This is a genomic window from Lysinibacillus xylanilyticus, assembly GCF_001183605.1.
Classification (GTDB): Bacteria; Bacillota; Bacilli; order Bacillales_A; family Planococcaceae; genus Lysinibacillus; species Lysinibacillus xylanilyticus.
Genome location: NZ_LFXJ01000005.1, coordinates 2,169,542 through 2,191,538 on the forward strand (window position 1 = coordinate 2,169,542; position 21,997 = coordinate 2,191,538).

A 21,997-nucleotide genomic window follows, 5' to 3' on the forward strand; every position below is an offset into this window, starting at 1 on the left:
TCTTATCCATTAGTAGAAGCAATGGATGCCTCTACACGTGCTTGCAAAGCTTGTTTAACATCACTTTGTAAAAACGATGCATCTTCTATAACCTGTAACAGCTCTGTTTTTAATTGCACAATTTTATCCTTTATGACGTTGCCATAGGTCGCTCCAGCAGATTTTGCACTTTCTTCAAGAACATTACTCATTAAAGATACTTGTCCATTTTGATATGTCGACAATTCTCTTTCTAAACGCAAAATCAATAAACTCTTCTCCACCATTGGAATGTAATTACCAAAAGAATAGAGCTCAAAAAATTTTGAGATTAGTCCTGATTCAATGTTTGTTATTGAGGCAAACCATTGTTCGTTTGATCGTTTTTCTGCCTCATATACTTTAATTTGGTGTTCACAACGTGCCACAATCCCTTGCGACAAACTTCGGATTAATGCGACATTTCCCGACATCGCTAATATCTCATAATAACGACCACTATAAAAGTCTCCAGCTAATACGGTTAGCTGCTGTTCTTTTGATGTGGCGTTTAATTCTTTAATATGATCGTGAGCCGTTAAAGCAGCGTACACAATTCCAACAGTGATTGCAGCTTCTCTTTCCTCTTGTTGCCACTCTTCTCCATTAAAAAAAGGAACTAACAAGTAAAATAATTGATTTTCATCGAGCACAGGCAACCCTGTGTATTTTTGCAAAGTTCTATGACGAACATCCATGAAAATCTCTGTTTTTAATTGTGCAATTGAATTTTGAATGTATGTTGCATTCATAGACCTTACTCCATTTCACTTTCAAATACGTTAGTTACTTCATGACCTAACGCTTGCTTACTGAGTCATTATAGCATACGCGACGATTCGGAATAAAAAGTTTTTGCTTTATTCAACATGATAGGCAGAAGAGCATTCTCGTTAAAAAACGGAAGAAATCCAACTGCCTATTAACTATGCCTCGGCATAATTGTGTCCGGAATCGACCGGAGGCTTTGGGCCAACACGATGTTGGTCACTCAGGCGTTTTCACAGGATGTGAAGTTCTTAGCCTGAGTTCATCTTTTCTGCAAATGTCTTTTGTACCGAAAACGTAGCGATTGGTACAGCTGTTTGGACACCCACTGAAAGATGTTAAAATTGGAGCGAAAACATTACTAAGTTTTACACATCTAGTCGATTTATATGTGCCACTACTAAATTGCATAGACATGAAACCATTCTTTAAGCACTTCTGAATGTAATTTCGCTCTATTACTTTTTAGCTTCGCTATTTATAACACCGTGAGCCGTATGAATCTGTGCTTTCCCACGAATTTTCATGGCAGATGTATGTTCGGTAAATTGAGCAATCATAACTTCTCCAGCATCTAATTTTTCAGAATGATGGAACTTTGTATCTGTACCTCGTGTTAAACCGATCACATGAACGCCATCTTCCTCTGCTTGAATAACAATATAATCTTGAGCCATTGTCTGTACACTCCTTAAATCCGAAAAATTCTTAGTCCATCATAACATAATTAGACACTCAATTTAAGACATTTGAATAAATGATAAAACTTCTCTACGTTTTACTTCATCTTCTTCGTAAATGCCACGTGCAACCGATGTCACAGTTTTAGATCCCGGCTTCTTAAGTCCTCGCATAGTCATGCACATATGCTCCGCCTCTATCACTACATAAACGCCTTTCGGAGAGAGCATTTCCATAATTGTCTCTGCCACAGAAGAAGTAATTCGTTCCTGTAATTGTGGACGACGAGCAATGGTTTCTACTGCACGTCCTAATTTACTTAGTCCAGCAACAATGCCATCGTTTGGTATGTATGCGACATGAGCTTTCCCGTAAAAAGGTACTAAATGATGCTCACACATCGAATAAAACGGAATGTCCTTTACAAGTACTAATTCCTCGTGATCTTCATGAAACACTGTTTTAAAATAATCTTTTGCGTCTTCATGTAAGCCACTAAACATTTCTGCATACATTTTTGCTACACGTTTCGGTGTATCGAGTAAACCTTCACGATTTACATCTTCACCCACCGCTTCTAAAATCATTTTTACTGCTTCTTCTATTTTCAATAAATCAATATTCGACATCCGTAAAAACCCTCCTGCGTATCAATACATTACACATTTCCTTATGCATCGTAGCACATCCAAAAGGTAAGCGCAAAACGACTTACTTGATTCAAAAGAAATTCATCGCTATATGAGCAAAATAGCCACTTTTTGCTTTCTAGTTAGAAGCATATATTATAAATTGTGGCTCATTACAATAACGTTAGGTTGATTTCCTTTCCGACTGTGCGCTTTACTGGGGGCGTCGGGGCAACAACTGGATTTTGTCTGTATGAAAGCGTAGCGGCAGCGGCAGGATGTTGGCCACGAAGGCATTATCACAGGACGTGATGCTACTAGCCTTCGTTCCTCTACCCGCTTCGCTGCGCTCTGATCTGTAGCGTTGATTCTCGAGAAGTCGCCCTATCTTCACTCCAATCAACTAAATATATGGTATAAGTTTCAACAAAATATATCTCAACTTTTAAGGATATGCCTATTGTGCTTATGATATCTATAATGATTATATTTACATTTATTGCATCTATCTATGTACTATTAACTTTTTTAGCTATGTGCGCAACTTTTCGTAGTGGCACGGTATTATTGAGTCACATAGGCTTTAACTTCTTTCAGCGGATGTATGGACAACCGTTAAAAGAAGTTAAAAAGAGCAGCCTCCATGTTTATTTACATGAAGACTGCTCTATGTAACTACTAGACGTGTATTATTTTACAGCATCTTTAAGCGCTTTACCTGGTTTGAAAGCAGGTACCTTGCTAGCAGCGATTTCGATTTCTTTACCAGTTTGTGGGTTACGACCTTTACGAGCCGCACGTTCACGTACTTCAAAGTTACCAAAACCAATTAATTGTACTTTGTCACCCTTTGCAAGAGCATCTTGAATTGTATCAAATACAGCTTCAACTGCTTTAGAAGCGTCTTTTTTAGAAAGACCTGCAGCTTCAGCAACAGAGTTTACTAATTCTGTTTTATTCACACCATTCACCTCCTCTCAAAGGGTCATGAACCAATTCTGTAAAAAGATTAACACATAGAAAACCGCTACGCAACTGTATTCATACATGATTATAACCAAAAAATACGTTTTTCACCCAAAAAACAAAAATAACAGGACTTTTCGCATAAAAACGAAAAGCCCTGTGGTAATTTTTTGTGCTTTATTTTTCATTTTTTCACTACAAAATAAATGTAACTAATCCTCTATCACCCTCGTTCACCATACGTTCAATTGTTTGTCGCATCCGTTTTTTGGCTGTAGATGGAACAGCATCCATTTTATAGCGTATTCCTTCTTTTAACACTTCATGTAGCGGAGTTCCAAAAAGCTGTGTATTCCATAAAGCGTCACGATCATGTAGATAAGCATGATTTAAATCCTTAAGCAGTTGTTGACTATGGAATTCAGAACCAATTAGTGGCGCGAATTCTGATTCCATATCTACACGAATGATATGATATGATGGCGCTTTTGCCTTCATACGTACACCATAAAAATTATTTTGTTTAATGAGTTCTGGTGCTGTTGGCTCAAATTCCTGCATCATCGGCAATGTTACACCATAACCAGTCGAATCTGCTTGACTAATAGCAGTTTTAAAGCGTTTTTGAGCCTCTTTTGCTTCTGCTGCCTCTTTAATAAATAGTAGCCAATCTCGCTTCGTCTCAATCGGCTCATCTAGCCATTCATTGCAAACCGACTTATATAGCTCGCCTTGTAATGACACTCGAATGACTGCGGTCCCGATACCAGCATCCACATGTACCACTTCGCTCTGGTCAATAAAATCAATGGCTTTAAAGGCATCTGACGCCTGCTGTACATCTCTTATTTTCATAATAGATGACAATACTTCTTCCATCGAGTCAATTAACGCAACATTCAATGGGTGTGTTGCATCTAAAACATCTAACCAATCTGGTTTTTCTACCTCAATTGTTCGAACTGGAAATTCAAATAATGCTTCTTGCAAAATATACTGAATATCAGATGCACGCATTTGATCAATAGAAGTAGCAATTACCGGAACATTATAGCGCTCAAATAACTCATTTCGAAGCTGTACGGTTTCCTCACGTGCTGGCATTTGGCAATTTAGTACAATAACAAAAGGTTTTCCAATATCCATTAATTGTTCTACAATTTCCTCTTCAGCCTTCTCAGCCGCACGACGACTTATACCATTTACCGTGCCATCTGTTGTTACAACAATTCCAATATTGGCATGGTCACGAATTACTTTATCTGTACCTATTTTCGCCGCTTCTTGGAACGGGATAGGCTCTGTATGCCAAGGTGTATGGACATATTTTGGTCCATTTTCATCCTCATAGCCCTTTGTCCCTTCAATGATATAACCAACGCAATCTGCTAAACGAATTTGGAACGTCATTTCATCATCACCGACAGCAATACGTGTTGCTTGGGCAGGCACAAACTTCGGCTCAGCAGTCATAATGACTGGCCCCGGTGAGCTTTGTGGCAACTCGTCTTGTGCACGCATTCTTTCTGTTTCATCCACAATATTTGGTAACACGACTGCTTCCATAACCTTTTTTACAAATGTTGATTTACCTACACGTACTGGACCGACAACACCAATATAAACATCGCCATTTGTGCGCTCTGCAATTTCTCTAAATACTGCTTCACTCAAGGTTTCTGCCTCCTTTATCTACGCTTTTTCACTATATGCGAGCTTATAGATAAATATGAAAAGCTCCTCACAAATGTAAGGAGCTTAATGACTAATCTTTTTTAGTTTTGGATTCCGACTCTTGAATTGCTTTTTCTGTAGCTTTTTCTCTAGCTTTTTTTGCGTCACTATTATATGAGTCCATAAAATAAATTGGCTCACCCTTATCGTCTACCGTATAAGGTATAGAATAAGCAGGTACAACTGGATATTTATCGACAAGTAGCTGACGAATATCATCTCCAGGCTTCACATCAAGCTTGTCTTCTTTTAGCAGTTGACCTAAATCGATTGAATAGTCGACATGCATTTCACCATCGCCTGTCATAAATATCGGTAATTCGGTACCAGAATAAGGGCTTTTCACAGTAACTTCTTTTTTATAGCCCAATTCTTCAAAGTTAATTTGAAATACATTATCTGAAGTTGCACCTTTTATCGGTAAATATTGAGTAGAAAGTTTACGAATATTAATTTCACGAATTCGCTCTGCAGCATTTAAATCTACCAATTTTACTTTAGCTTCATTCTCAGGATCCCAAATAATATACTGGTAAATTCCACCCTTTTCGTAAGCGTTCCCTGGAATTTGTGCAAGATATTTTGGCATTAGTTTTTCAAAATCAATTAAATACTTTATATATATATCTGTATCTAGCTCACTATTTTTTATTGGAACTAGTCCACCAGTTGCTTCGCGGTATTCATTAACCGCACGCTGAACCGCAGCTAATTGGTCAGCATCAGGCACTGATTTTGCCGCTTTTTCATCTTCTGGATATGCACAACCTACTAGAAGTACAGCAGTTAGTACTACCAAAAGAAAAGCACTTAGTTTTTTCATGTCACTTCCACCTCATCATTTTTATGCAGGCCATGTTGCTACAATTAGTACCATTAAAAATGTGCCAAGCCCAAATAGTATGTATGCAATTAAATTTACGATTGTACGTAAAAAACCGTTTGAAACCTTATTACGAGCTAAATAAATTAAACCAACAGATATTATCAAAAAGCCGATACAATAAAATGATACCCACATTATATCAAGCGCTGGCAAATGTGCTAACGGACCCATTTAAGACAACCACCTTTCTTCAATGTCACGAAACAATCAAAATATATTATACTATGTCCTTTCGCTAAAAAGAAATAGTTGTCCGGTAACTATCAATCAATTATGCCTCGGATGCCTCGGCATAATTCCGTGACATCCGCCGGAGGCTTTAGGCCAACACGACGTTGGTCACTCAGGCGTTTTCACAGGATGTGAAGCTCTTAGCCTGAGTTCCTCTATTTCAGCGGGTGTTTGGACACCCGCTGAAAAGTAGCTTAAATCCGCATCATACCACCTCCTATAGAGGTAGAAGTTATATGGACAACTTTTAAAGCTTTATAGATTTTTCAACTAAAATCACACAATAAGGTGTCTCAGCTATTCACTGAGACACCTCATTTATGTCCATTTTATGACAAAACTAATCAAATAGATCCTGCATATCGATATGAACCATTTTTATTCACTTTTATTCAATCAATTAGCCTTTAGCATAATTGCATCTGGAATCGGTCCTATATTTTCAAAATCAACTTACCTGTAAATATTATGATTAGTATATCATGTCATCGATTTCTCGCTTTTTCATACGCATCATTAATGCATCAACCGCTACTTTCGGTTCTATATCACTAAATAGAACACTATAAAGCGCAGTAGTTATTGGCATAGCAACGTCATGTTTCTCTGCTAGTTGATAGGCGGCTTTTGTTGTGCGTACCCCTTCAACAACCATTCCCATTTGGTCTAGTACCTCTGGCAGTTTCATTCCTTGCCCCAGTAAATTACCTGCGCGCCAATTACGAGAGTGCACACTTGTACATGTTACAATTAAGTCACCCATGCCTGTAAGTCCTGAGAACGTAAATGGATTTCCCCCCATTTTAACACCAAGACGTGTAATCTCAGCCAATCCTCGAGTAATAAGTGCCGCTTTGGCATTATCACCATAATTTAAGCCGTCTGAAATACCCGCAGCTAATGCGATTACGTTTTTTAATGCGCCACCTATTTCTACGCCAATCACATCTTTACTTGTGTAAACACGGAAAAATTGATTCATAAATAAATCCTGCACTTTTTCTGCGGCTTCAATGCTATCACAAGCGGCTGTAACAGTTGTCGGGTGGTGTAAGACAACTTCCTCCGCATGACTTGGACCCGAAAGTACAACAATTTCTTCAACAAATTCAGCTGGAAGACTTTCTGCTAGAATTTCTGAAATTCGTTTTAATGTATCGGGCTCAATCCCTTTCGATACATGAACAAACAGTACTTTTTTATCGAGTGTTGCTATCATTTTTTCACAAACTTCTCGAATAGCCTTAGTAGGTACGGCTACGACAATTGTCTCCGAATGAGCAACTGCTTTAGCAATATCACTTGTTGCATACAAATTTGCCGGTAACACCGTTTCAGGTAAATACTTCCTATTTGTATGCAGGTTGTTAATTTCTTCAGCTTGATCAGTTCGATGTGTCCATAAAAGTGTATCATGCCCATTTTCTGCAAGTACCATCGCTAGTGCTGTACCCCAAGAGCCTGCCCCTAACACACAAACTTTTTCCATTCAAAATCCTCCCTTGTTAAGAAAAGATAATTCACTCTTATAGTTACGAAAAACGCTAGAGAAAGGCTTACAACAATAAACCTTGCAAAGCATCTTATGGTAGACATTAGATAAATCATACTTTCCTTTCTTGTAAAAAGACGCCACCCAACAATTATTGTCGGGCTGGCGTATTGTATGTGTATATTTTTCCTAAGCACGAGCACGGGAAATTAAACGAATTGGCGTTCCTTCAAAATCAAATGTTTCTCGAATACGATTTTCTAAAAATCGCTCATAAGAGAAATGCATTAGCTCAGGCTCATTAACAAACACCACGAACGTCGGTGGCTGTATCGCAACTTGAGTAGCATAGTAGATACGAAGACGGCGGCCTTTATCAGCTGGTGCTGGATTACGTGCCACAGCATCCTCAATAACTTCATTAAGGATAGATGATTGAATTCGCATTGCATGATTTTCACTTACACGTTGTATAATCGGTAAAATTTGATGTACACGTTGCTTTGTATTGGCTGAAACAAAAATAATTGGTGCGTAGTCTAAGAATAAGAAATGCTCACGAATTTGTTGTGTAAAGACGTTCATTGTTTTTTCATCTTTTTCAATAGCATCCCATTTATTAACTACAATAACAATAGCTTTTCCTGCTTCATGTGCATAGCCTGCAATTTTTTTATCTTGTTCTTGAATGCCTTCTTCTGCATTTAGAACGACTAAAACAACATCAGAGCGTTCAATTGCACGTAACGCACGCAATACAGAGTATTTCTCTGTCGTTTCGTATACTTTCCCTTTTTTACGCATACCTGCAGTATCAATAATGACATATTCCTGATCATCATACTCATAAGGCGTGTCAATTGCATCTCGAGTAGTACCTGCGATATTACTTACAATAACGCGGTCTTGGCCTAAAAATGCATTTACTAACGAAGATTTCCCCACATTTGGACGACCAATTAACGAGAATTTAATGACCTCTTCCCCATATTGATCTTCATCTTCCTTAGGGAAATGTTTTGCGCATTCATCCAATAAATCCCCTAAGCCTAAGCCGTGCGAACCAGAAATTGGCCAAGGCTCACCAAAGCCAAGGGCATAGAAATCATAAATCATCTCGCGCATATCCGGGTTATCAATTTTATTCACTGCTAAAACGACCGGTTTTTTTGTTTTGTATAAAATTTTTGCAACTTGCTCATCAGCAGCTGTTACACCTTCACGACCATTTGTCATAAAGATAATAACGTCCGCCTCATCAATGGCAATCTCAGCTTGTTGACGAATTTGCTCTAAAAACGGCTCGTCCCCAATCTCAATACCACCTGTATCAATAATATTAAAATCATGTGCTAACCACTCTGCCGAACTATAAATACGGTCGCGTGTAACTCCTGGAATGTCTTCCACTATCGATACACGTTCTCCAACGATACGATTAAAAATCGTCGACTTACCTACGTTCGGACGACCTACGATGGCTACTACTGGTTTCGTCATCTGTACTTCATCCTTCCAACTTCTTGTCTTTCGCTATTATACACGAAAAATGCCATTATATCATATCATATCCATAAAAGAGTGCGCTATGTACAGTTCTGTTCATTTCTCTGGAATTTATTTCATCGTTACCTCTTAAATCTTGTGGTTCGATGTGGCTATCCTCGCTTTGACTTATTCTATCCATTTCTTTGATTCTACTATCCGGTTCCTCCATATAAAAAGCGAGGATACAAACTGCATCCTCGCTTGCCTTGTTTATTTAAAATTTTTCAGTTTATCGCCAATGACATCACCGAAAGAGAAGCCTGTGTTTTCTTCTGGTAATTCATAGTCGACTACTTCCTCTGCGTCAGGATTTTCAAGTAAATCCTTAATGCTCAATGCTAAGCGGCCATCTTCAGCATTAACGTCAAGCACTTTTACCTGTACATCCTGTCCTTCTTTTAGAGCTTCGTGTGGCGTGTTTATATGCTTATGCGCAATTTGCGAAATATGCACTAAACCTTCTACACCTGGGAAAACTTCCACAAATGCTCCAAATGAAGTAAGACGTTTTACTTTTCCATCTAGCACTGTCCCTTTAGCTGCACGCTCTTCGATGTGTGACCAAGGACCAGGAATCGTGTCCTTAATGGATAGTGAAATACGCTCATTTTCTGGGTCTACAGAAAGGACTTTTACCTTCACCTCTTGTCCTTCTGATAAAACCTCGCTCACATCACTCACATGTTCATGAGACACTTGTGAAATATGCACAAGGCCATCAATACCACCAAGGTCAATAAATGCACCAAATGAAGCGATACGCTGTACTTTACCATCTAAAACATCACCAGTTTTAATTTGGTTAATAACATCTTTCTTTTGAGTAGCTTTTTCAGCTTCCACTACAGCACGATGTGATAAAATTAAGCGATTTTTTTCTTTATCAAGCTCAACAATTTTGAAGCTAAGGGATTTGCCTTTATAGTCTTCAAAATCATCAACAAAGTAGTCTTCTACTAGGGATGCTGGAACGAAGCCACGTACTCCTAAATCAACGACAAGACCGCCTTTAACAATATCTTTTACTTCCGCTTCGAAAATTTCCCCAGCGTTGAATTGTTGCTCAAGTGTATCCCATGCTTTTGCAGCATCTACTTTACGTTTTGATAATACATAGTTTTCTTCTTCAACTTTTGTAATCATCAACTCCAACTCATCCCCAACAGAAATTACGTCAGACGCTTTTTCAATGTGTAAGCTTGATAGTTCACTTATTGGTACAATACCGTCAAATGGTGCACCTGGAATTGAAACAGTTACCGCTTTTTCATCAACTTGCTCTGCAATACCTTTGACGATATCACCTTCGTTAAACGTTTGTTCTGCATAGTTCATTTCTTCAGACATATGTAACCCTCCTTCGCATCTTCCCTTACTATTTTATTCGAAATTGAAGATAAAGACAAAAATAAATCCTTTAAATTCAAAAATTGTCTGAAATTTTAGGATTTATATCATTTTTTCTTGCGCTAATTTTAAAATGGCCTGTGCAGCTTCATCAATTGATAATGCTGTCGTATCTAAAAATGTGGCATCTGCTGCCTGAATTAGTGGCGATGCTTCACGCTCGCTATCCATTTTATCGCGCAGGGCAATTTCCTCTTGAAGCTTTTCGATAGAAGATTCAATTCCTCGTTTTTGATTATCAATAAAACGACGTCTTGCTCTCTCTTCTACAGTTGCAGACATAAAGATTTTTAGTTCTGCAGTCTTTAATACATGCGTAGCAATATCGCGCCCATCCATAACAACACCACCATTAGCCGCAAGTTTTTGTTGCTGTGCTACTAATAGTTCACGTACTTTAGCGTGGGCCGCTACTTGTGAAACAGATGAAGTTACCTCATTTGATCGAATTTCTGCCGACACATTCTTCCCGTCTAAAAAGACAAGTTGTCCTTCAGAAGAAGGCTTTAATTCAATTGTGCTAGATGCTAGCATTTCTGCTAATTTTGTTTCATCATCTAAATGTATGTTTTGTTGCATTGCTTTATACGTCACAGCACGATACATAGCACCTGTGTCGATATAAGTAAATCCAAGTGCCTCTGCAACAATTTTCGCGATTGTGCTTTTCCCAGCACCAGCCGGTCCATCAATCGCAATTTGAATGCTTTTTTTCATATTCTTCCCTACTTTCTATCACACCATATTGTATCATAAAAAAGCCCTCTTTAAGCAGAGGGCTTTCTTAAATCAAAAATACTACTCGATTTGAAGGTGTGTAAACTCCCTGCAAAATTTCATGGTATTTTCCACTCACCAATAGTGAATGGGAAGACCAATCAATTATGCCTCGACATAAATTGCGTCAGCAGGCTTTGGGCCAACAAATGTTTTTTCGCGAAAGCGTAGTGCTAACGTAGCGTCAGCGGCACGATGTTGGTCACTCAGTCGTTGCCACAGGAAGTGGCGTTCTTAGACTGAGTTCCGCTATTTCAGCAGTTAATTGGACACCCACTTTAAGAAGTTAATAAGCGTAAAAAATCAAGCATCAAAAGGATTTATTTCTTTACGACGATTCACTAATTGACGTTCAAAGCAGAAACGAACAATATGCTGTTGGTCTACATCATCAGTATCTGTTAATTGAATAGTCGCAATTTTTTGGTCATCATTTTCGAATATACGAACAACCGTCGCATCTGTGACCACGTATTTTGCATCCCCATTGGCAAAAGGTAAAACGATTGTTAACTTAACCTCATCATCATCTTGAAAAGCAATTGCCCCTTTCAAGGTCACTGCCAAACCACCTGCACTAATATCCGTTGTTACTAGCTGATATTTGTAATCCTTAAACTGTATCGCTACATCCACAGGTGTTTCCACACGTACATATTCACGACGTTGAATTTTGATAAAGTCATCTGCTTTTGGACAATGCAACATAATCATAGGTATATTACCAGCTTTACGTCCAATCACTTCAGTATTGAATGCAAATGAATGCTTATCCTCTGTGCGAAAAGTTGCTCTAAATTCAGATCCATCTATTAAAAAAGCGGTTTTCTTTGTGGCAACATTTATTGGATAATCGATATAAATAATACTTTCTTTTTGCTCTACAACTTTACAGCGGAATTTTTCAACACGTTCTGTATAAGTTGGTTCAAGTTCTAATTGAGTACCAATTTTTATTTCCATGAGCATCTCCCCGAACACAAATATACCTATATTATCGCATGAGATGCTCACTTTGGCTATATGAACTGGTAGTTTTTTCTTATATCAAGTTAAATATTCCACTTTTAAAACGTTGTGATTTTCAGCGTCAATAACAATTCTGAATGTTTCTTGCGCGTTTTTATCACGGACCGCAATTACCTCATAGCAAAGACGTTGTTCATATGAACCGTTATCAGTATAAATATTTCTTACTTCTTGTACTTTCACATCATCATCGAAGAAAGTTTTCCAATCAATTGGTTTTGCAGTTTGTGGTTTAATCGTCTCTGCCTGAATATATTCCATCGCATTTACACCAAGTAACTCGCCTGTATCCTTAGCAAGTTTTAATTGCACCCCATCTGCATAAACCAATGCATTATCGCCTGGGTGAACCCGTGCAAATGTCACATGCCATGCTTGATGGTTTTCACGAGATTCCACAAATGCAACATCACTCATTCCAAGTCGTTTTACATTTTCTTCAGCTTTTTTCATAATTTCATCTTGTGATAGCCTTGCTTCATCTACTGGACGTTCCACTAAATAGGATATTAAATGTCCACCCTTTTCTGTTAGATCAACATATCCTAAACGAATATCTTGGTGGAATTGGATATGATAAAACGGATATGGTGCAGTATCGCTACTTTTCGTTACAGTAAATGTTGCATCTTTTAAGATAGGGAATAATTGTTTTACTTTTTCCAATGCTTCTTTTTCAGTAATGACTGAATCTTGTAATGCTTTAAGCTCTATTTTTTTCTGCCAATCCGATTCACTTAATGTAAGTGGGAAGTCTTTTTCGCTGTAATCCTTTAATGTCTTTTGAACATTATCAAATGTTGTATTTGGGTTCTTAGTATCTACTTGTCGTAACCAGACATCCATCTTACCGTTGTTTTTATAAAAATCTACTGTTGCTGCTGACCAATCATCTGAGAGTGATTGTAAATTTGTAGAGATTTGTGGCATTTTTTCTCGCCAAGCTTCGTAATCACCTGTTTCAGCTGTTTTCTTTGCCTCATCTCCTAGACGCCCTAAGTAACTTAGCCAGTCGTTAGACATTTCCTGCCCGATAGGAATATTCGACATCGAAGATCGAACGTCAGAGCTTAGTCGCCAAACAGAATCTAACTCATTGTGAATGGCATTGTCATCCCGAAACAATAGAGATTGTGAAACAGATCGCTGTAAATGCGATAATTTCTCTGATGCATCCGTTAAATTATCTGTGTACTGAGCTAGCACAGTACGTTGTAAACTTACATTTTTTCCGTGCATATTAATGCTATATGCCCCTAAGCCAATAACTGCCGCAGTGAGTATAACGAGCATAGTTCTCATTTTTTTCCTCCTTCCTTATGAACAGAAAATGTGTTCACCAATTCGTTTAATTTGAGGTCGTGACCAAATCCACTTACTTGTAGCTGTTTTAGGATTAAAATAATAAAGTGCATTTTCTGAAGGATCCCATCCATTCATAGCATCAAGAACTGCTTCTTTTGCACGTTCATTTGGTTCAAGCCAAATTTGTCCATCTGCCACCGCAGTAAATGCTAGTGGTTGGAAAATAATACCTGAAATAGTATTTGGGAATTCAGGGCTTTCCAAACGATTTAAAATAACAGCCGCTACAGCCACTTGACCTTCATAAGGCTCTCCCCTAGCTTCACCATAAACCGCATTCGCCATTAACTGTATATCTCTGTCAGTATACTTTGGAGGTACTTGAGTTTTAGTCCCATTATTATTACTACTACCGCTACTATTACCTCCTCCTCCACCACCGCCAGTGTTTGTTTTCACTTGCCGTTCAAGTGGAATGCCACCATAATAAGTAAATTGATTTCCTGCATTTAATTGCGCTTTTACCCATCCTTCATCGTAATCTGAATAACCCGATAAAGCTTTTTTAGTTTTAGCGCCGGCTACCCCATCTACTGGTAAACCATATTTTTCTTGGAAAATTCGTAAAGCCCAATATGTGTTATAGCCAAATTTGCCATCAATTTTACTTTTATAAAATCCTAAGTATTGTAGCCTTGCCTGTAGCTCAATTACATCATCTCCATAAGCACCACGAGAAATCTGTTGCTCGGTAAATGCAATGGCGTCATTTTGCGGAATAGCAAATATACTAATCCCCAACATCAAGGCAAAAACTATGCTTACAAAACGCATTATCATCACTCCTTTTTTTCATAGCTTGAAACAAATGACTTATTTTATACATATCAATTTTGCCTCGGCAAAATTTCGTCTGGAATCGGCTTTGTGCTTAAGCCTGCTAAATGCAGGTCAATTAGCCGTTATCACATGGATGCGATGCTTTTAGGCTAACATCCTTTAAGAACTCCTTTCCGATTCCGCGACATCCACCAGAGGCTTTAGGCCAACACGACGTTGGTCACTCAGGCGTTTTCACAGGATGTGAAGCTCTTAGCCTGAGTTCCTCTATTTCAGCAATGTTTTCTGTACCGAAAGCGTAGCGACAGGTACAGGTGTTTGGACACCCGCTGAAAAGTAACTTAAATCCGTATTCATCTCACCACCTATAAAGGAGGAAGATTTCTGTAGCTGACGCTTTGCTTTCGCTACAAAGAACACTTGCTGAAAGAAGTTAAAAAATAGAAAAGCGCAGAAATCTTTTTTAGATTTCTACGCTTTATATTTTTTTATGCATATGCAAATGTTGTACTAGGTGATAGTGAGCGAGCTTGACTTTTCGTAGCCCAAACCACCACAAAAATAGCATAAAGGGGATCATTAAATATACCCAATATCCTTTGAATGATAAAATTGTATTATATAAAATGTGTAATACTACCGGTGCACATAACGCCATAGCAATCATTTCTTTCGTCTTTGCAAGCTTAGAAAACTTGGCACGTCCATAATAATAGCCCATTACAACACCGAACAAAGCATGACTTGATACTGGTAATAATGCACGCATAAATGCAGTATTCAAACCGAAAGAAAATAAATAAAGCACATTTTCTATCGTGGCAAAACCAAGAGATATACTTGCACCATACAGTATGCCATCATAGGGATCATCGAATTCTACATGATTGTAGATTGCGATTAAAAGTACAAACCATTTAAAAAACTCTTCAACTACACTAGAAAAAACTACATCTTGTAAATAAAGATAATGAAAGACCCCTTCCTCTGTTAATACATATTGTAAGAACAAGATCGGGAACGTTAAAAATGCGCCATACAAAAACGTTTGAAGTAAGGTTCTTCTTGGCTCCGTTGCCATCTGATTGCGCAAATAAAAGTAACTAAAAAGCGCTAGACCGGGAGCAATGGCAGCTGATAATAGAATGATCATGATGCCGGCTCCTTTCAAAAATCAATTTCGCCTTGACATAATTATGTTAAGATTTTAAAATTCTTGACATCCTTCTAATGAATAAACCAACAAATGTTTTCCGCGCGGAAATGAAGCGGTAGCGCAAAATGTTGGTTAACTTCGGCGTTTTCAAAGGATGTAAAATTCCTTATCCCAAGTTAATCTTTTTCTACCGATTATTGGACACTCGCATAAAAAAACAAATCCGTATATCTCAGGTGGCAAACTTCTTCTGAGTCATTAAACTTCTGTTTTCGACAAAAAAATATCTGTTACACGAAGATAAACTGATATTATTATACCATGATATGACATAAAACTTTTTAAAAGGAGATAAATAATTTTTATGAAAAAAACAATTTTATTAATTCATACAGGTGGAACTATTTCTATGGCGATGAGCGATGAAGGTGCCGTTATGCCAAACAAGGAAAATCCTTTAATGAAGGAAAGTAGTAAACTTGATGCACTTGCTTCAATTATTGAAATGGAGGCTTTTAACCTCCCATCACCACATATTACACAAAAAGAAATGCTTAAATTACGCAATCTTATTATCGACAAAGTTTCAGAGGAGAAAATAGATGGCGTTGTTATCACTCATGGTACAGATACATTAGAAGAAACAGCTTATTTTTTAGAGTTAACGACTGATTTATCAATTCCTATTGTCTTAACAGGTGCAATGCGCTCCTCAAACGAACTTGGTGCAGACGGTATTTATAATTTAGTAGAAGCTGTCCGTGTAGCCGTAGATGAAGAAGCTCGTGAGAAAGGTGTACTAGTTGTCATGAACGACGAGGTCCACCTTGCTGTTAACACTACAAAAACAAGCACTAGTTCTGTAAATACTTTTCAGTCACCTCAATATGGCCCGATAGGACTTATTACAAAATCAAGAATATTATTTCATCATGCACCTATCCGCCGTCAATATGTGGAAATTGATGGGTTATCAAAACGAGTAGCCATGCTGAAAGTGTATGCTGGCATGGAAGTTGACTTACTTGATGTAGTACTTGCATGTAAATATGATGGAGTTGTGTTAGAGGGACTTGGACAAGGCAACGTCCCTCCAACGGTTGTTAAAGGTATTGAAAGTCTTTTAGAGCGCGGTATTCCTGTTATACTCGTATCCCGTTGTTTTAATGGAATTGCAGAAGGTGTTTACGGCTATGTTGGCGGTGGCAAGATGCTCGAAGACTTAGGAACTATATTTGCAACCGGTATTAATGGTCAAAAGGCGCGATTAAAATTATTAATTGGACTCAACAAAGTAGGGGTTCCTCTTGATTTAAAAGAATTTTTCATGTAAGGCTAATGTATTCAATATTCACTTATAGTTATGCATCTACAATCTGCTTATAATAATTCAAGATTTTATGTAAATGATTGATTGCTATCTCAAAATCTGGCTGAATAACAGAGAGCTGCATGAAATTTCTTTGGCGTAAGTATTGGCTATTAGCATGAACATAATAACCATTTAAATTTAAATCTCTCTGTAGATTTGCCAAAGCCTTAGGAAGTTGTAAAGTGATTAGCATCGGATACTGTGTTGTTGAAACTTGGTAGTGCATATATGGTAGCTGCAGCAATGTTTTAAAGCGTTGCTGTAGCTGTCCATATCTTTCTGGATATGCTTGTAATGCTGCAGCAACATTTGCAACAAGTACTGCTGGTAATGTAAACGGAATCGCACCTTGCTGGTAATTAGCTAAATCGAGATAAGCTGGTAATGCTGAAGAAGATTTCACAATGTTTTGCGAAAAAACAAAAGCCAAGCCACTGAGTGCACCAATTGCTTTTCCACTCACTGCAGTCGCTAAATAACAATCTTTTAAAGAAAACGGCATTGCTCCGAAAGAACTAATGCAATCAATGCAAAGCTTTACGTTATATCGCTTTGTAAGCTGTAAAATTTCCTTTATATCATTACAAGTACCAGTTGATGTTTCTCCATGTACTGCAAGAAGCCATTGATAAGTTCTGTTTTGCAAATAAGAGTCCAGCATATTTGTATCAAAGGAACTTCCCCACTCTTGCTCAATGACATCAAAATCTAATGACCATCTCTCTGCTTGTTTTCGAAGACGTTCTCCAAACTCACCATTTGTTAAAATCAGTCCACGCCCTAGTTGTTGAGCCTTTAATTGCCCTAGCATAACTTCATTTGCCAATGTCCCAGTTCCTACAATTGTGGCTACATGCTCCGCTCCTGATAGTTGAAGCAACTTATTTCTCATTTGCTCAAATAATGATTGAAAGCCTAACGAACGATGAGAAAGCTCTGAATACATAAATAATTCGCTTTGTTTCACTGGACCTGGATAAAATGTATGGCACTCCTTCGCAAGTCTTTGCTGCAAAGACTTTTCAAACTGCTGTCGCGTTAATACCATTGGTAAAAATAAAGCATCCTCTGTCCCAGTAGCAGGTGCAAATTGGGTAAATTCCATTTGCTTATAAAGTTTCTCTTCACGAGTAGTACCTGAGATAACCGCTGCCGAATAACCTTTTTCGTAGACAAAAGCAGTTAGTGCCTGTGTCAATTTTAGCAATACTCTTCCTGTTCGATATGCCTTCTTGACGGCAAGCAATCTAATTTCACATAGCTTAGTACTAATCTCTTTTGATAAATACTGCTCAACCTTTCCTATCTTTTCATCGATTGAGAACGGCCTTTGATCTCTAAATGCAAGCATGCCTATAAGTTCTATTCCTTTATAAACAACAATATACGTATTTTCATGATGAAAACGGTCAACTTTTTTTCTTTCGGAGTTTGGTTTATGCTGTGGAATTTCTTCGACAAAGGTTTCATAATTTAATCGTGCAATTTCCTCAAACTCCGCTTCTGTATGCGCAATTTTACACCAATACATATAATCACTTCCTTCTTCCTAAAGCTTCTTTAATATTGGACATATGTTTAATAATCATAAAAAATATCGCTACTAGAATTGGCATATATAACACTAATTTATCTGTATAGATAATCGCTCCAGCATATAATAGAAAGCCACCTATCATACTAAGTGTTAAACTTCTAGTGACAATTAGTGTAATGGCAGTTCCAACAACTATCATAAAAAATAAGCTCGGAGATAATGCCAGACCTACACCTATAAAAGTTGCTACTCCTTTTCCCCCATTAAACTTAAGCCAAAACGGAAACATATGACCAAGCACGCCCAAACTAGCGCCTATAACGATTTCCCATTCTTCGAAATGCAATAAACGTCCTGCACCGACAATAAGCACACCTTTTAAAGAATCCCCTAAAAAGGTCCATAGAAAAGCACCTTTCCCAATTACACTGCCAGCATTTCTAGCCCCTAGGTTTTTACTTCTTTCTTCCTGTAAATTAACACCATATGCTTTTCCAACGACATATGCCGTCATGAAGTTCCCTACAATATAACTTAGAAACCAATATAATCCAAGCATTCTTTCACACCTTTTTTATCAGCTTCGATGAAATTTTGTCTCATCACCTTTACATGGGTTAGATTTCCAATCCTACTGGGCACTTTTCTGTGGCGTCCGATGAGTTGCGTTGTTCTTTTATCCGTCGCCATGACCCTTCTTTCCGTCACTTCGACCTCTTTCCGTCGCTCTGGCCCTTCTTGCAGTTGCTTCGAATTCTTTCCGTCGCTTTCTCTCAACTATCCGACGTTTTAAAAAAAGCTGTATAAGCATACACGCTTATACAGCTCCTATTACCATTTCGCTCTATTGGCAATTGTCTTCGCTATACAGTCGCCATGGAAACGGCCATTTTCAATAAAAATTTCATTGGCATTATTTCCAGCTGCAATAACTCCTGCAATAAATAATCCTTCTACATTTGTTTCCAGTGTTTCTGGATTAAAGAAAGGACGACCCGTTTCATAATCAATAGAGACACCCATTGCTCGAATAAATGAATGATCTGGATGATAGCCTGTCATCGCAAATACAAAATCATTTTTTAAAGTTTTCTTGCTACCATCAATTTCTACTACGACCTCATGCTCACGGATTTCCAGTATATTTGTATTGAAATGCATTTGGACTTCTCCGTTTCGTACTACTCCTTCAAACTCCGGTAAAACCCAAGGCTTGATGCTAGATGAATACTCACTTCCTCGATAGGCAACAGTGACGCGAGCTCCAGCCTTATTCAACTCAAGCGCCGCATCCACTGCCGAATTCTTCCCACCTATTACTAGAACATCAGTATCAAAATATTCATGCCCCTCTTTAAAGTAATGGAAGACTTTCGGTAATTTTTCACCTGGGATGTTTAAATAATTTGGATGGTCATAGTAGCCTGTTGCGATCACAACATAAGGTGTTGTATATATCTCTTTATCTGAAGTTACTGTAAACACCGTTCCATTTTTTAAAACGCTATTTACTTTCTCGAAGCGGTTTACTTGAATATCTTTCAAACGCACAACTTCTCGATAATAAACTAGTGCTTGATTTCGCTTTGGTTTACGACCTTCAATAATAAAGGGCACATCCCCAATAGCTAGACGTTCACTCGTACTAAAAAAAGTTTGATGTGTAGGGTAATTATAAATCGCATTTACGATATTTCCTTTTTCAATAACAATTGGCTTTAATCCAATGTTTTGCAAGGCTATTGCTGCTGATAAACCACATGGGCCTCCCCCAACAATAATTGCATCTACTTGCTGCATTTCTTGACACTCCTATCAACTTTGTATCAGCTATTTGCTAATACTAATCCATAATCGGGCTTTTACCGAATAAATCCTTATCGCTTCCATTATACGCCTTCCAGTGGGTTTTGGTTGTTTATTTACCCGAAATTTCGATGTCAATAATATGACACTGTGGTCTCGCACCCAGTCGGAAAGGTAATAATGTCGTACCATAGCCGTTACTTACTAATGTCATCACACCATCACGCTCCCGATAAGAACCGTTTGGATGCATACCGTATGGACCAATTCTAATTTGACCACCGTGTAAATGCCCACCAATCATTAAATCTGCCCTAAATTTTTCACGGACTCTTGCAAAAACACCAGGGTTATGTGCGATGAAAACAACTAAGTCTTTCTCTCCTACTTTTGCAAATGCTTCATCAAATCTACATTTCATTGTAGATGTGTCTTCAATCGCATTTATCCAAAAGCGGTTTTTTTTAGGTAGTAATACAGCATCATTGGCAATAATCTGAACACCATGTTCCTGTAAAATATTTCGAAATCGCTCTTCACCTACTTCTCTGTCATTATTACCCCATACAAAATAAGTTGGTCCTAAAGGAGTTAATAATTTTAGATTGTCATGAATACGCAGAATAGGTGTGCGTCCATCCGCAAAATCTCCACCAATAATAACAGCATCAAATTGACCATCTAATTTCTCAATCATCTGACGGTTAATTTTTCGTAAATGTGTATCCGAAATAAAAAATAGTCGGATTTTTTCCTGTTCACCCTTTAATAACAATTGATGATGTAAAACATTATTTTCATGTGCCACCTTCAACATATAAAGCAGGAACGCGATGACTACTAAAACAAATAGTCCAAAATAAATCATTCCCTCACATCTCCTTACGAAAGCAAAAAGACGATTCATTATAATGAAGAATCGCCTTTTCACTAAATCAGACGTACGCCTCAACCATATTTGGTGTTGACGTTTGTCCATTATTTTATACTAGAAAAACATCATTGCCAAAGAATGACACCCGCTTTTCTTATGGTAATTTAATAACTTGCCCAATCCTTACATCATTTGAAGACATACCGTTTGCTGCACGAATTTTCGCTAGTGTAGCTTCACTGCCATCACCATAGTGATTCAATGCAATACGATATAGATTATCATTTGTTTTTACAGTATGAGTACTTGCACTTGCAGATTGTTTTGCTTTTTCTGCTTCGCGTGCTTCCTTGGCCTGTCGTTCCTGTTCCGCTTTTCTAGCCTCTTCTGCTTGTGCTATTCTAGCTTGCTCAGCTTTATTAGCTTCCTCGGCTTTTCTAGCTTCTTCGGCCTTTTTCGCTTCCTCAGCTGCCTTCTGCTCTGCTGCTATTCTCTCAGCATCTTTCTTAGAAGGCTCCTTTGTTTTGTCTTTGTCTGCTTTATCGTCTTCTTTTTCTTTGTTTTTGTCAGTTGACACAGGTACCTTATCTTTTCCCCCTGACTTGTCAATTTCTACAACTTCTTGATCCGTAGATTTTTTTTCAGCTTCTTCAATTGTTGTTCCAGGTTCATAGAATTTTAAGAAATAGACTAATATCGATAATGGAATTAAGATAAAAATTACAAAAAGAATTGTCATTAATGGCGGTTTTCGTTTTGTATTTTTTGGCTTTTTATTGTCATTTCCATTTTTCTTCATTCTTGAAACTCTAGATAAATTTTGCTGTTCTTTTTGTTCTTCTTCAAAAGATTGACGATGTTCTTCGATTTTATCGCGATAATCTTCTTTACTCATTCGCCGTTCCTCCAACCTTACTACGCTTTCTATCATTCTATTATGA

The 21,997-nt window shown here is 37.9% G+C and carries 21 protein-coding genes; 1 reads left to right on the top strand and 20 read right to left on the bottom strand.

The annotated features are described in order from the left end of the window. Positions 1 to 2: 2 nt before the first annotated feature. The 15 genes from ACZ11_RS13375 to prsW all read right to left on the bottom strand — a co-directional run bounded on the left by ACZ11_RS13375 (position 3) and on the right by prsW (position 15,464). A complete protein-coding gene (locus ACZ11_RS13375; RefSeq protein ID WP_049666797.1) occupies positions 3 to 770 on the bottom strand; it encodes a heptaprenyl diphosphate synthase component 1 in 768 nt (255 codons plus the stop codon). A gap of 474 nt (positions 771 to 1,244) precedes the next feature. Next, positions 1,245 to 1,463, bottom strand: a complete 219-nt coding sequence (mtrB, locus tag ACZ11_RS13380; RefSeq protein WP_049666799.1) for a trp RNA-binding attenuation protein MtrB — start codon at positions 1,461 to 1,463, stop codon at positions 1,245 to 1,247. Positions 1,464 to 1,526: 63 nt separating this feature from the next. Then, positions 1,527 to 2,096, bottom strand: a complete 570-nt coding sequence (gene folE, locus ACZ11_RS13385) for a GTP cyclohydrolase I FolE (RefSeq protein ID WP_049666801.1) — start codon at positions 2,094 to 2,096, stop codon at positions 1,527 to 1,529. Positions 2,097 to 2,785: 689 nt separating this feature from the next. Continuing rightward, positions 2,786 to 3,058, bottom strand: a complete 273-nt coding sequence (locus ACZ11_RS13390; RefSeq protein ID WP_004232618.1) for an HU family DNA-binding protein — start codon at positions 3,056 to 3,058, stop codon at positions 2,786 to 2,788. A 199-nt stretch (positions 3,059 to 3,257) separates the two neighbouring features. Next, a complete protein-coding gene (gene spoIVA, locus ACZ11_RS13395) occupies positions 3,258 to 4,736 on the bottom strand; it encodes a stage IV sporulation protein A (RefSeq protein ID WP_049666804.1) in 1,479 nt (492 codons plus the stop codon). 91 nt (positions 4,737 to 4,827) lie between these two features. Further along, positions 4,828 to 5,619 (bottom strand): hypothetical protein, encoded by a 792-nt coding sequence (locus ACZ11_RS13400; protein WP_049666809.1) that lies wholly within the window; start codon positions 5,617 to 5,619, stop codon positions 4,828 to 4,830. Between the two features lie 21 nt (positions 5,620 to 5,640). Further along, on the bottom strand, positions 5,641 to 5,853 hold the full coding sequence (locus ACZ11_RS13405; protein ID WP_082172773.1) for a DUF2768 domain-containing protein: 213 nt from the start codon (positions 5,851 to 5,853) through the stop codon (positions 5,641 to 5,643). 532 nt (positions 5,854 to 6,385) lie between these two features. After that, positions 6,386 to 7,402, bottom strand: coding sequence for an NAD(P)H-dependent glycerol-3-phosphate dehydrogenase (locus ACZ11_RS13410; RefSeq protein ID WP_049666811.1), 1,017 nt, complete (start codon positions 7,400 to 7,402; stop codon positions 6,386 to 6,388). 192 nt (positions 7,403 to 7,594) lie between these two features. Further along, positions 7,595 to 8,905 carry a ribosome biogenesis GTPase Der gene (der, locus tag ACZ11_RS13415; RefSeq protein ID WP_049666814.1) on the bottom strand — a complete coding sequence of 437 codons (1,311 nt, stop codon included), beginning with the start codon at positions 8,903 to 8,905 and terminating at the stop codon, positions 7,595 to 7,597. 258 nt (positions 8,906 to 9,163) lie between these two features. Continuing rightward, positions 9,164 to 10,300, bottom strand: a complete 1,137-nt coding sequence (gene rpsA, locus ACZ11_RS13420; RefSeq protein ID WP_049666816.1) for a 30S ribosomal protein S1 — start codon at positions 10,298 to 10,300, stop codon at positions 9,164 to 9,166. Positions 10,301 to 10,402: 102 nt separating this feature from the next. Continuing rightward, complete coding sequence (gene cmk / locus ACZ11_RS13425; RefSeq protein ID WP_049666818.1) at positions 10,403 to 11,077, bottom strand: (d)CMP kinase; 675 nt, start codon at positions 11,075 to 11,077, stop codon at positions 10,403 to 10,405. 363 nt (positions 11,078 to 11,440) lie between these two features. Then, the gene (locus ACZ11_RS13430; protein WP_049666821.1) at positions 11,441 to 12,100 is read right to left on the bottom strand and encodes a flagellar brake protein; all 660 of its coding nucleotides are present in this window, start codon (positions 12,098 to 12,100) and stop codon (positions 11,441 to 11,443) included. Positions 12,101 to 12,184: 84 nt separating this feature from the next. Continuing rightward, entirely contained in the window at positions 12,185 to 13,468 is a 1,284-nt protein-coding gene (locus ACZ11_RS13435) for a PepSY1/2 domain-containing protein (RefSeq protein ID WP_049666824.1), read from the bottom strand. A gap of 15 nt (positions 13,469 to 13,483) precedes the next feature. After that, positions 13,484 to 14,305 (bottom strand): spore cortex-lytic enzyme, encoded by an 822-nt coding sequence (sleB, locus tag ACZ11_RS13440; protein WP_049666826.1) that lies wholly within the window; start codon positions 14,303 to 14,305, stop codon positions 13,484 to 13,486. A gap of 484 nt (positions 14,306 to 14,789) precedes the next feature. After that, a complete protein-coding gene (gene prsW / locus ACZ11_RS13445) occupies positions 14,790 to 15,464 on the bottom strand; it encodes a glutamic-type intramembrane protease PrsW (RefSeq protein ID WP_049666828.1) in 675 nt (224 codons plus the stop codon). A gap of 367 nt (positions 15,465 to 15,831) precedes the next feature. Between prsW and ACZ11_RS13450 the strand changes: the two genes are divergently transcribed. Then, positions 15,832 to 16,800 (top strand): asparaginase, encoded by a 969-nt coding sequence (locus ACZ11_RS13450; RefSeq protein ID WP_049666831.1) that lies wholly within the window; start codon positions 15,832 to 15,834, stop codon positions 16,798 to 16,800. 28 nt (positions 16,801 to 16,828) lie between these two features. On the opposite strand, the gene ACZ11_RS13455 is transcribed toward ACZ11_RS13450, so the two are convergent. The 5 genes from ACZ11_RS13455 to ACZ11_RS13475 form a co-directional block, all read right to left on the bottom strand. Continuing rightward, positions 16,829 to 18,370: an aminotransferase class V-fold PLP-dependent enzyme gene (locus ACZ11_RS13455; protein ID WP_049666834.1), complete on the bottom strand. Its 1,542-nt coding sequence runs from the start codon at positions 18,368 to 18,370 to the stop codon at positions 16,829 to 16,831. 4 nt (positions 18,371 to 18,374) lie between these two features. Then, positions 18,375 to 18,935, bottom strand: coding sequence for a glycerol-3-phosphate acyltransferase (locus ACZ11_RS13460; protein ID WP_049666836.1), 561 nt, complete (start codon positions 18,933 to 18,935; stop codon positions 18,375 to 18,377). A gap of 272 nt (positions 18,936 to 19,207) precedes the next feature. Continuing rightward, complete coding sequence (locus ACZ11_RS13465; protein ID WP_049666837.1) at positions 19,208 to 20,176, bottom strand: YpdA family putative bacillithiol disulfide reductase; 969 nt, start codon at positions 20,174 to 20,176, stop codon at positions 19,208 to 19,210. A 118-nt stretch (positions 20,177 to 20,294) separates the two neighbouring features. Beyond that, positions 20,295 to 21,050 (bottom strand): metallophosphoesterase, encoded by a 756-nt coding sequence (locus tag ACZ11_RS13470; protein ID WP_049666839.1) that lies wholly within the window; start codon positions 21,048 to 21,050, stop codon positions 20,295 to 20,297. 160 nt (positions 21,051 to 21,210) lie between these two features. Continuing rightward, positions 21,211 to 21,951 (bottom strand): LysM peptidoglycan-binding domain-containing protein, encoded by a 741-nt coding sequence (locus ACZ11_RS13475; RefSeq protein WP_049666841.1) that lies wholly within the window; start codon positions 21,949 to 21,951, stop codon positions 21,211 to 21,213. Between the last annotated feature and the right edge of the window lie 46 nt (positions 21,952 to 21,997).

Bases quoted from the DNA above. Each gene is read 5' to 3' on its own strand.
- cmk (WP_049666818.1), bottom strand. From the start codon at position 11,077: ATGAAAAAAAGCATTCAAATTGCGATTGATGGACCGGCTGGTGCTGGG.
- ACZ11_RS13405 (WP_082172773.1), bottom strand. From the start codon at position 5,853: ATGGGTCCGTTAGCACATTTGCCAGCGCTTGATATAATGTGGGTATCA.
- sleB (WP_049666826.1), bottom strand. From the start codon at position 14,305: ATGCGTTTTGTAAGCATAGTTTTTGCCTTGATGTTGGGGATTAGTATA.
- ACZ11_RS13410 (WP_049666811.1), bottom strand. From the start codon at position 7,402: ATGGAAAAAGTTTGTGTGTTAGGGGCAGGCTCTTGGGGTACAGCACTA.
- ACZ11_RS13435 (WP_049666824.1), bottom strand. From the start codon at position 13,468: ATGAGAACTATGCTCGTTATACTCACTGCGGCAGTTATTGGCTTAGGG.
- ACZ11_RS13470 (WP_049666839.1), bottom strand. From the start codon at position 21,050: ATGATTTATTTTGGACTATTTGTTTTAGTAGTCATCGCGTTCCTGCTT.
- folE (WP_049666801.1), bottom strand. From the start codon at position 2,096: ATGTCGAATATTGATTTATTGAAAATAGAAGAAGCAGTAAAAATGATT.
- rpsA (WP_049666816.1), bottom strand. From the start codon at position 10,300: ATGTCTGAAGAAATGAACTATGCAGAACAAACGTTTAACGAAGGTGAT.
- mtrB (WP_049666799.1), bottom strand. From the start codon at position 1,463: ATGGCTCAAGATTATATTGTTATTCAAGCAGAGGAAGATGGCGTTCAT.
- der (WP_049666814.1), bottom strand. From the start codon at position 8,905: ATGACGAAACCAGTAGTAGCCATCGTAGGTCGTCCGAACGTAGGTAAG.
- ACZ11_RS13375 (WP_049666797.1), bottom strand. From the start codon at position 770: ATGAATGCAACATACATTCAAAATTCAATTGCACAATTAAAAACAGAG.
- ACZ11_RS13465 (WP_049666837.1), bottom strand. From the start codon at position 20,176: ATGCAGCAAGTAGATGCAATTATTGTTGGGGGAGGCCCATGTGGTTTA.
- ACZ11_RS13430 (WP_049666821.1), bottom strand. From the start codon at position 12,100: ATGGAAATAAAAATTGGTACTCAATTAGAACTTGAACCAACTTATACA.
- prsW (WP_049666828.1), bottom strand. From the start codon at position 15,464: ATGATCATTCTATTATCAGCTGCCATTGCTCCCGGTCTAGCGCTTTTT.
- ACZ11_RS13455 (WP_049666834.1), bottom strand. From the start codon at position 18,370: ATGTATTGGTGTAAAATTGCGCATACAGAAGCGGAGTTTGAGGAAATT.
- ACZ11_RS13475 (WP_049666841.1), bottom strand. From the start codon at position 21,951: ATGAGTAAAGAAGATTATCGCGATAAAATCGAAGAACATCGTCAATCT.
- ACZ11_RS13460 (WP_049666836.1), bottom strand. From the start codon at position 18,935: ATGCTTGGATTATATTGGTTTCTAAGTTATATTGTAGGGAACTTCATG.
- ACZ11_RS13400 (WP_049666809.1), bottom strand. From the start codon at position 5,619: ATGAAAAAACTAAGTGCTTTTCTTTTGGTAGTACTAACTGCTGTACTT.
- ACZ11_RS13450 (WP_049666831.1), top strand. From the start codon at position 15,832: ATGAAAAAAACAATTTTATTAATTCATACAGGTGGAACTATTTCTATG.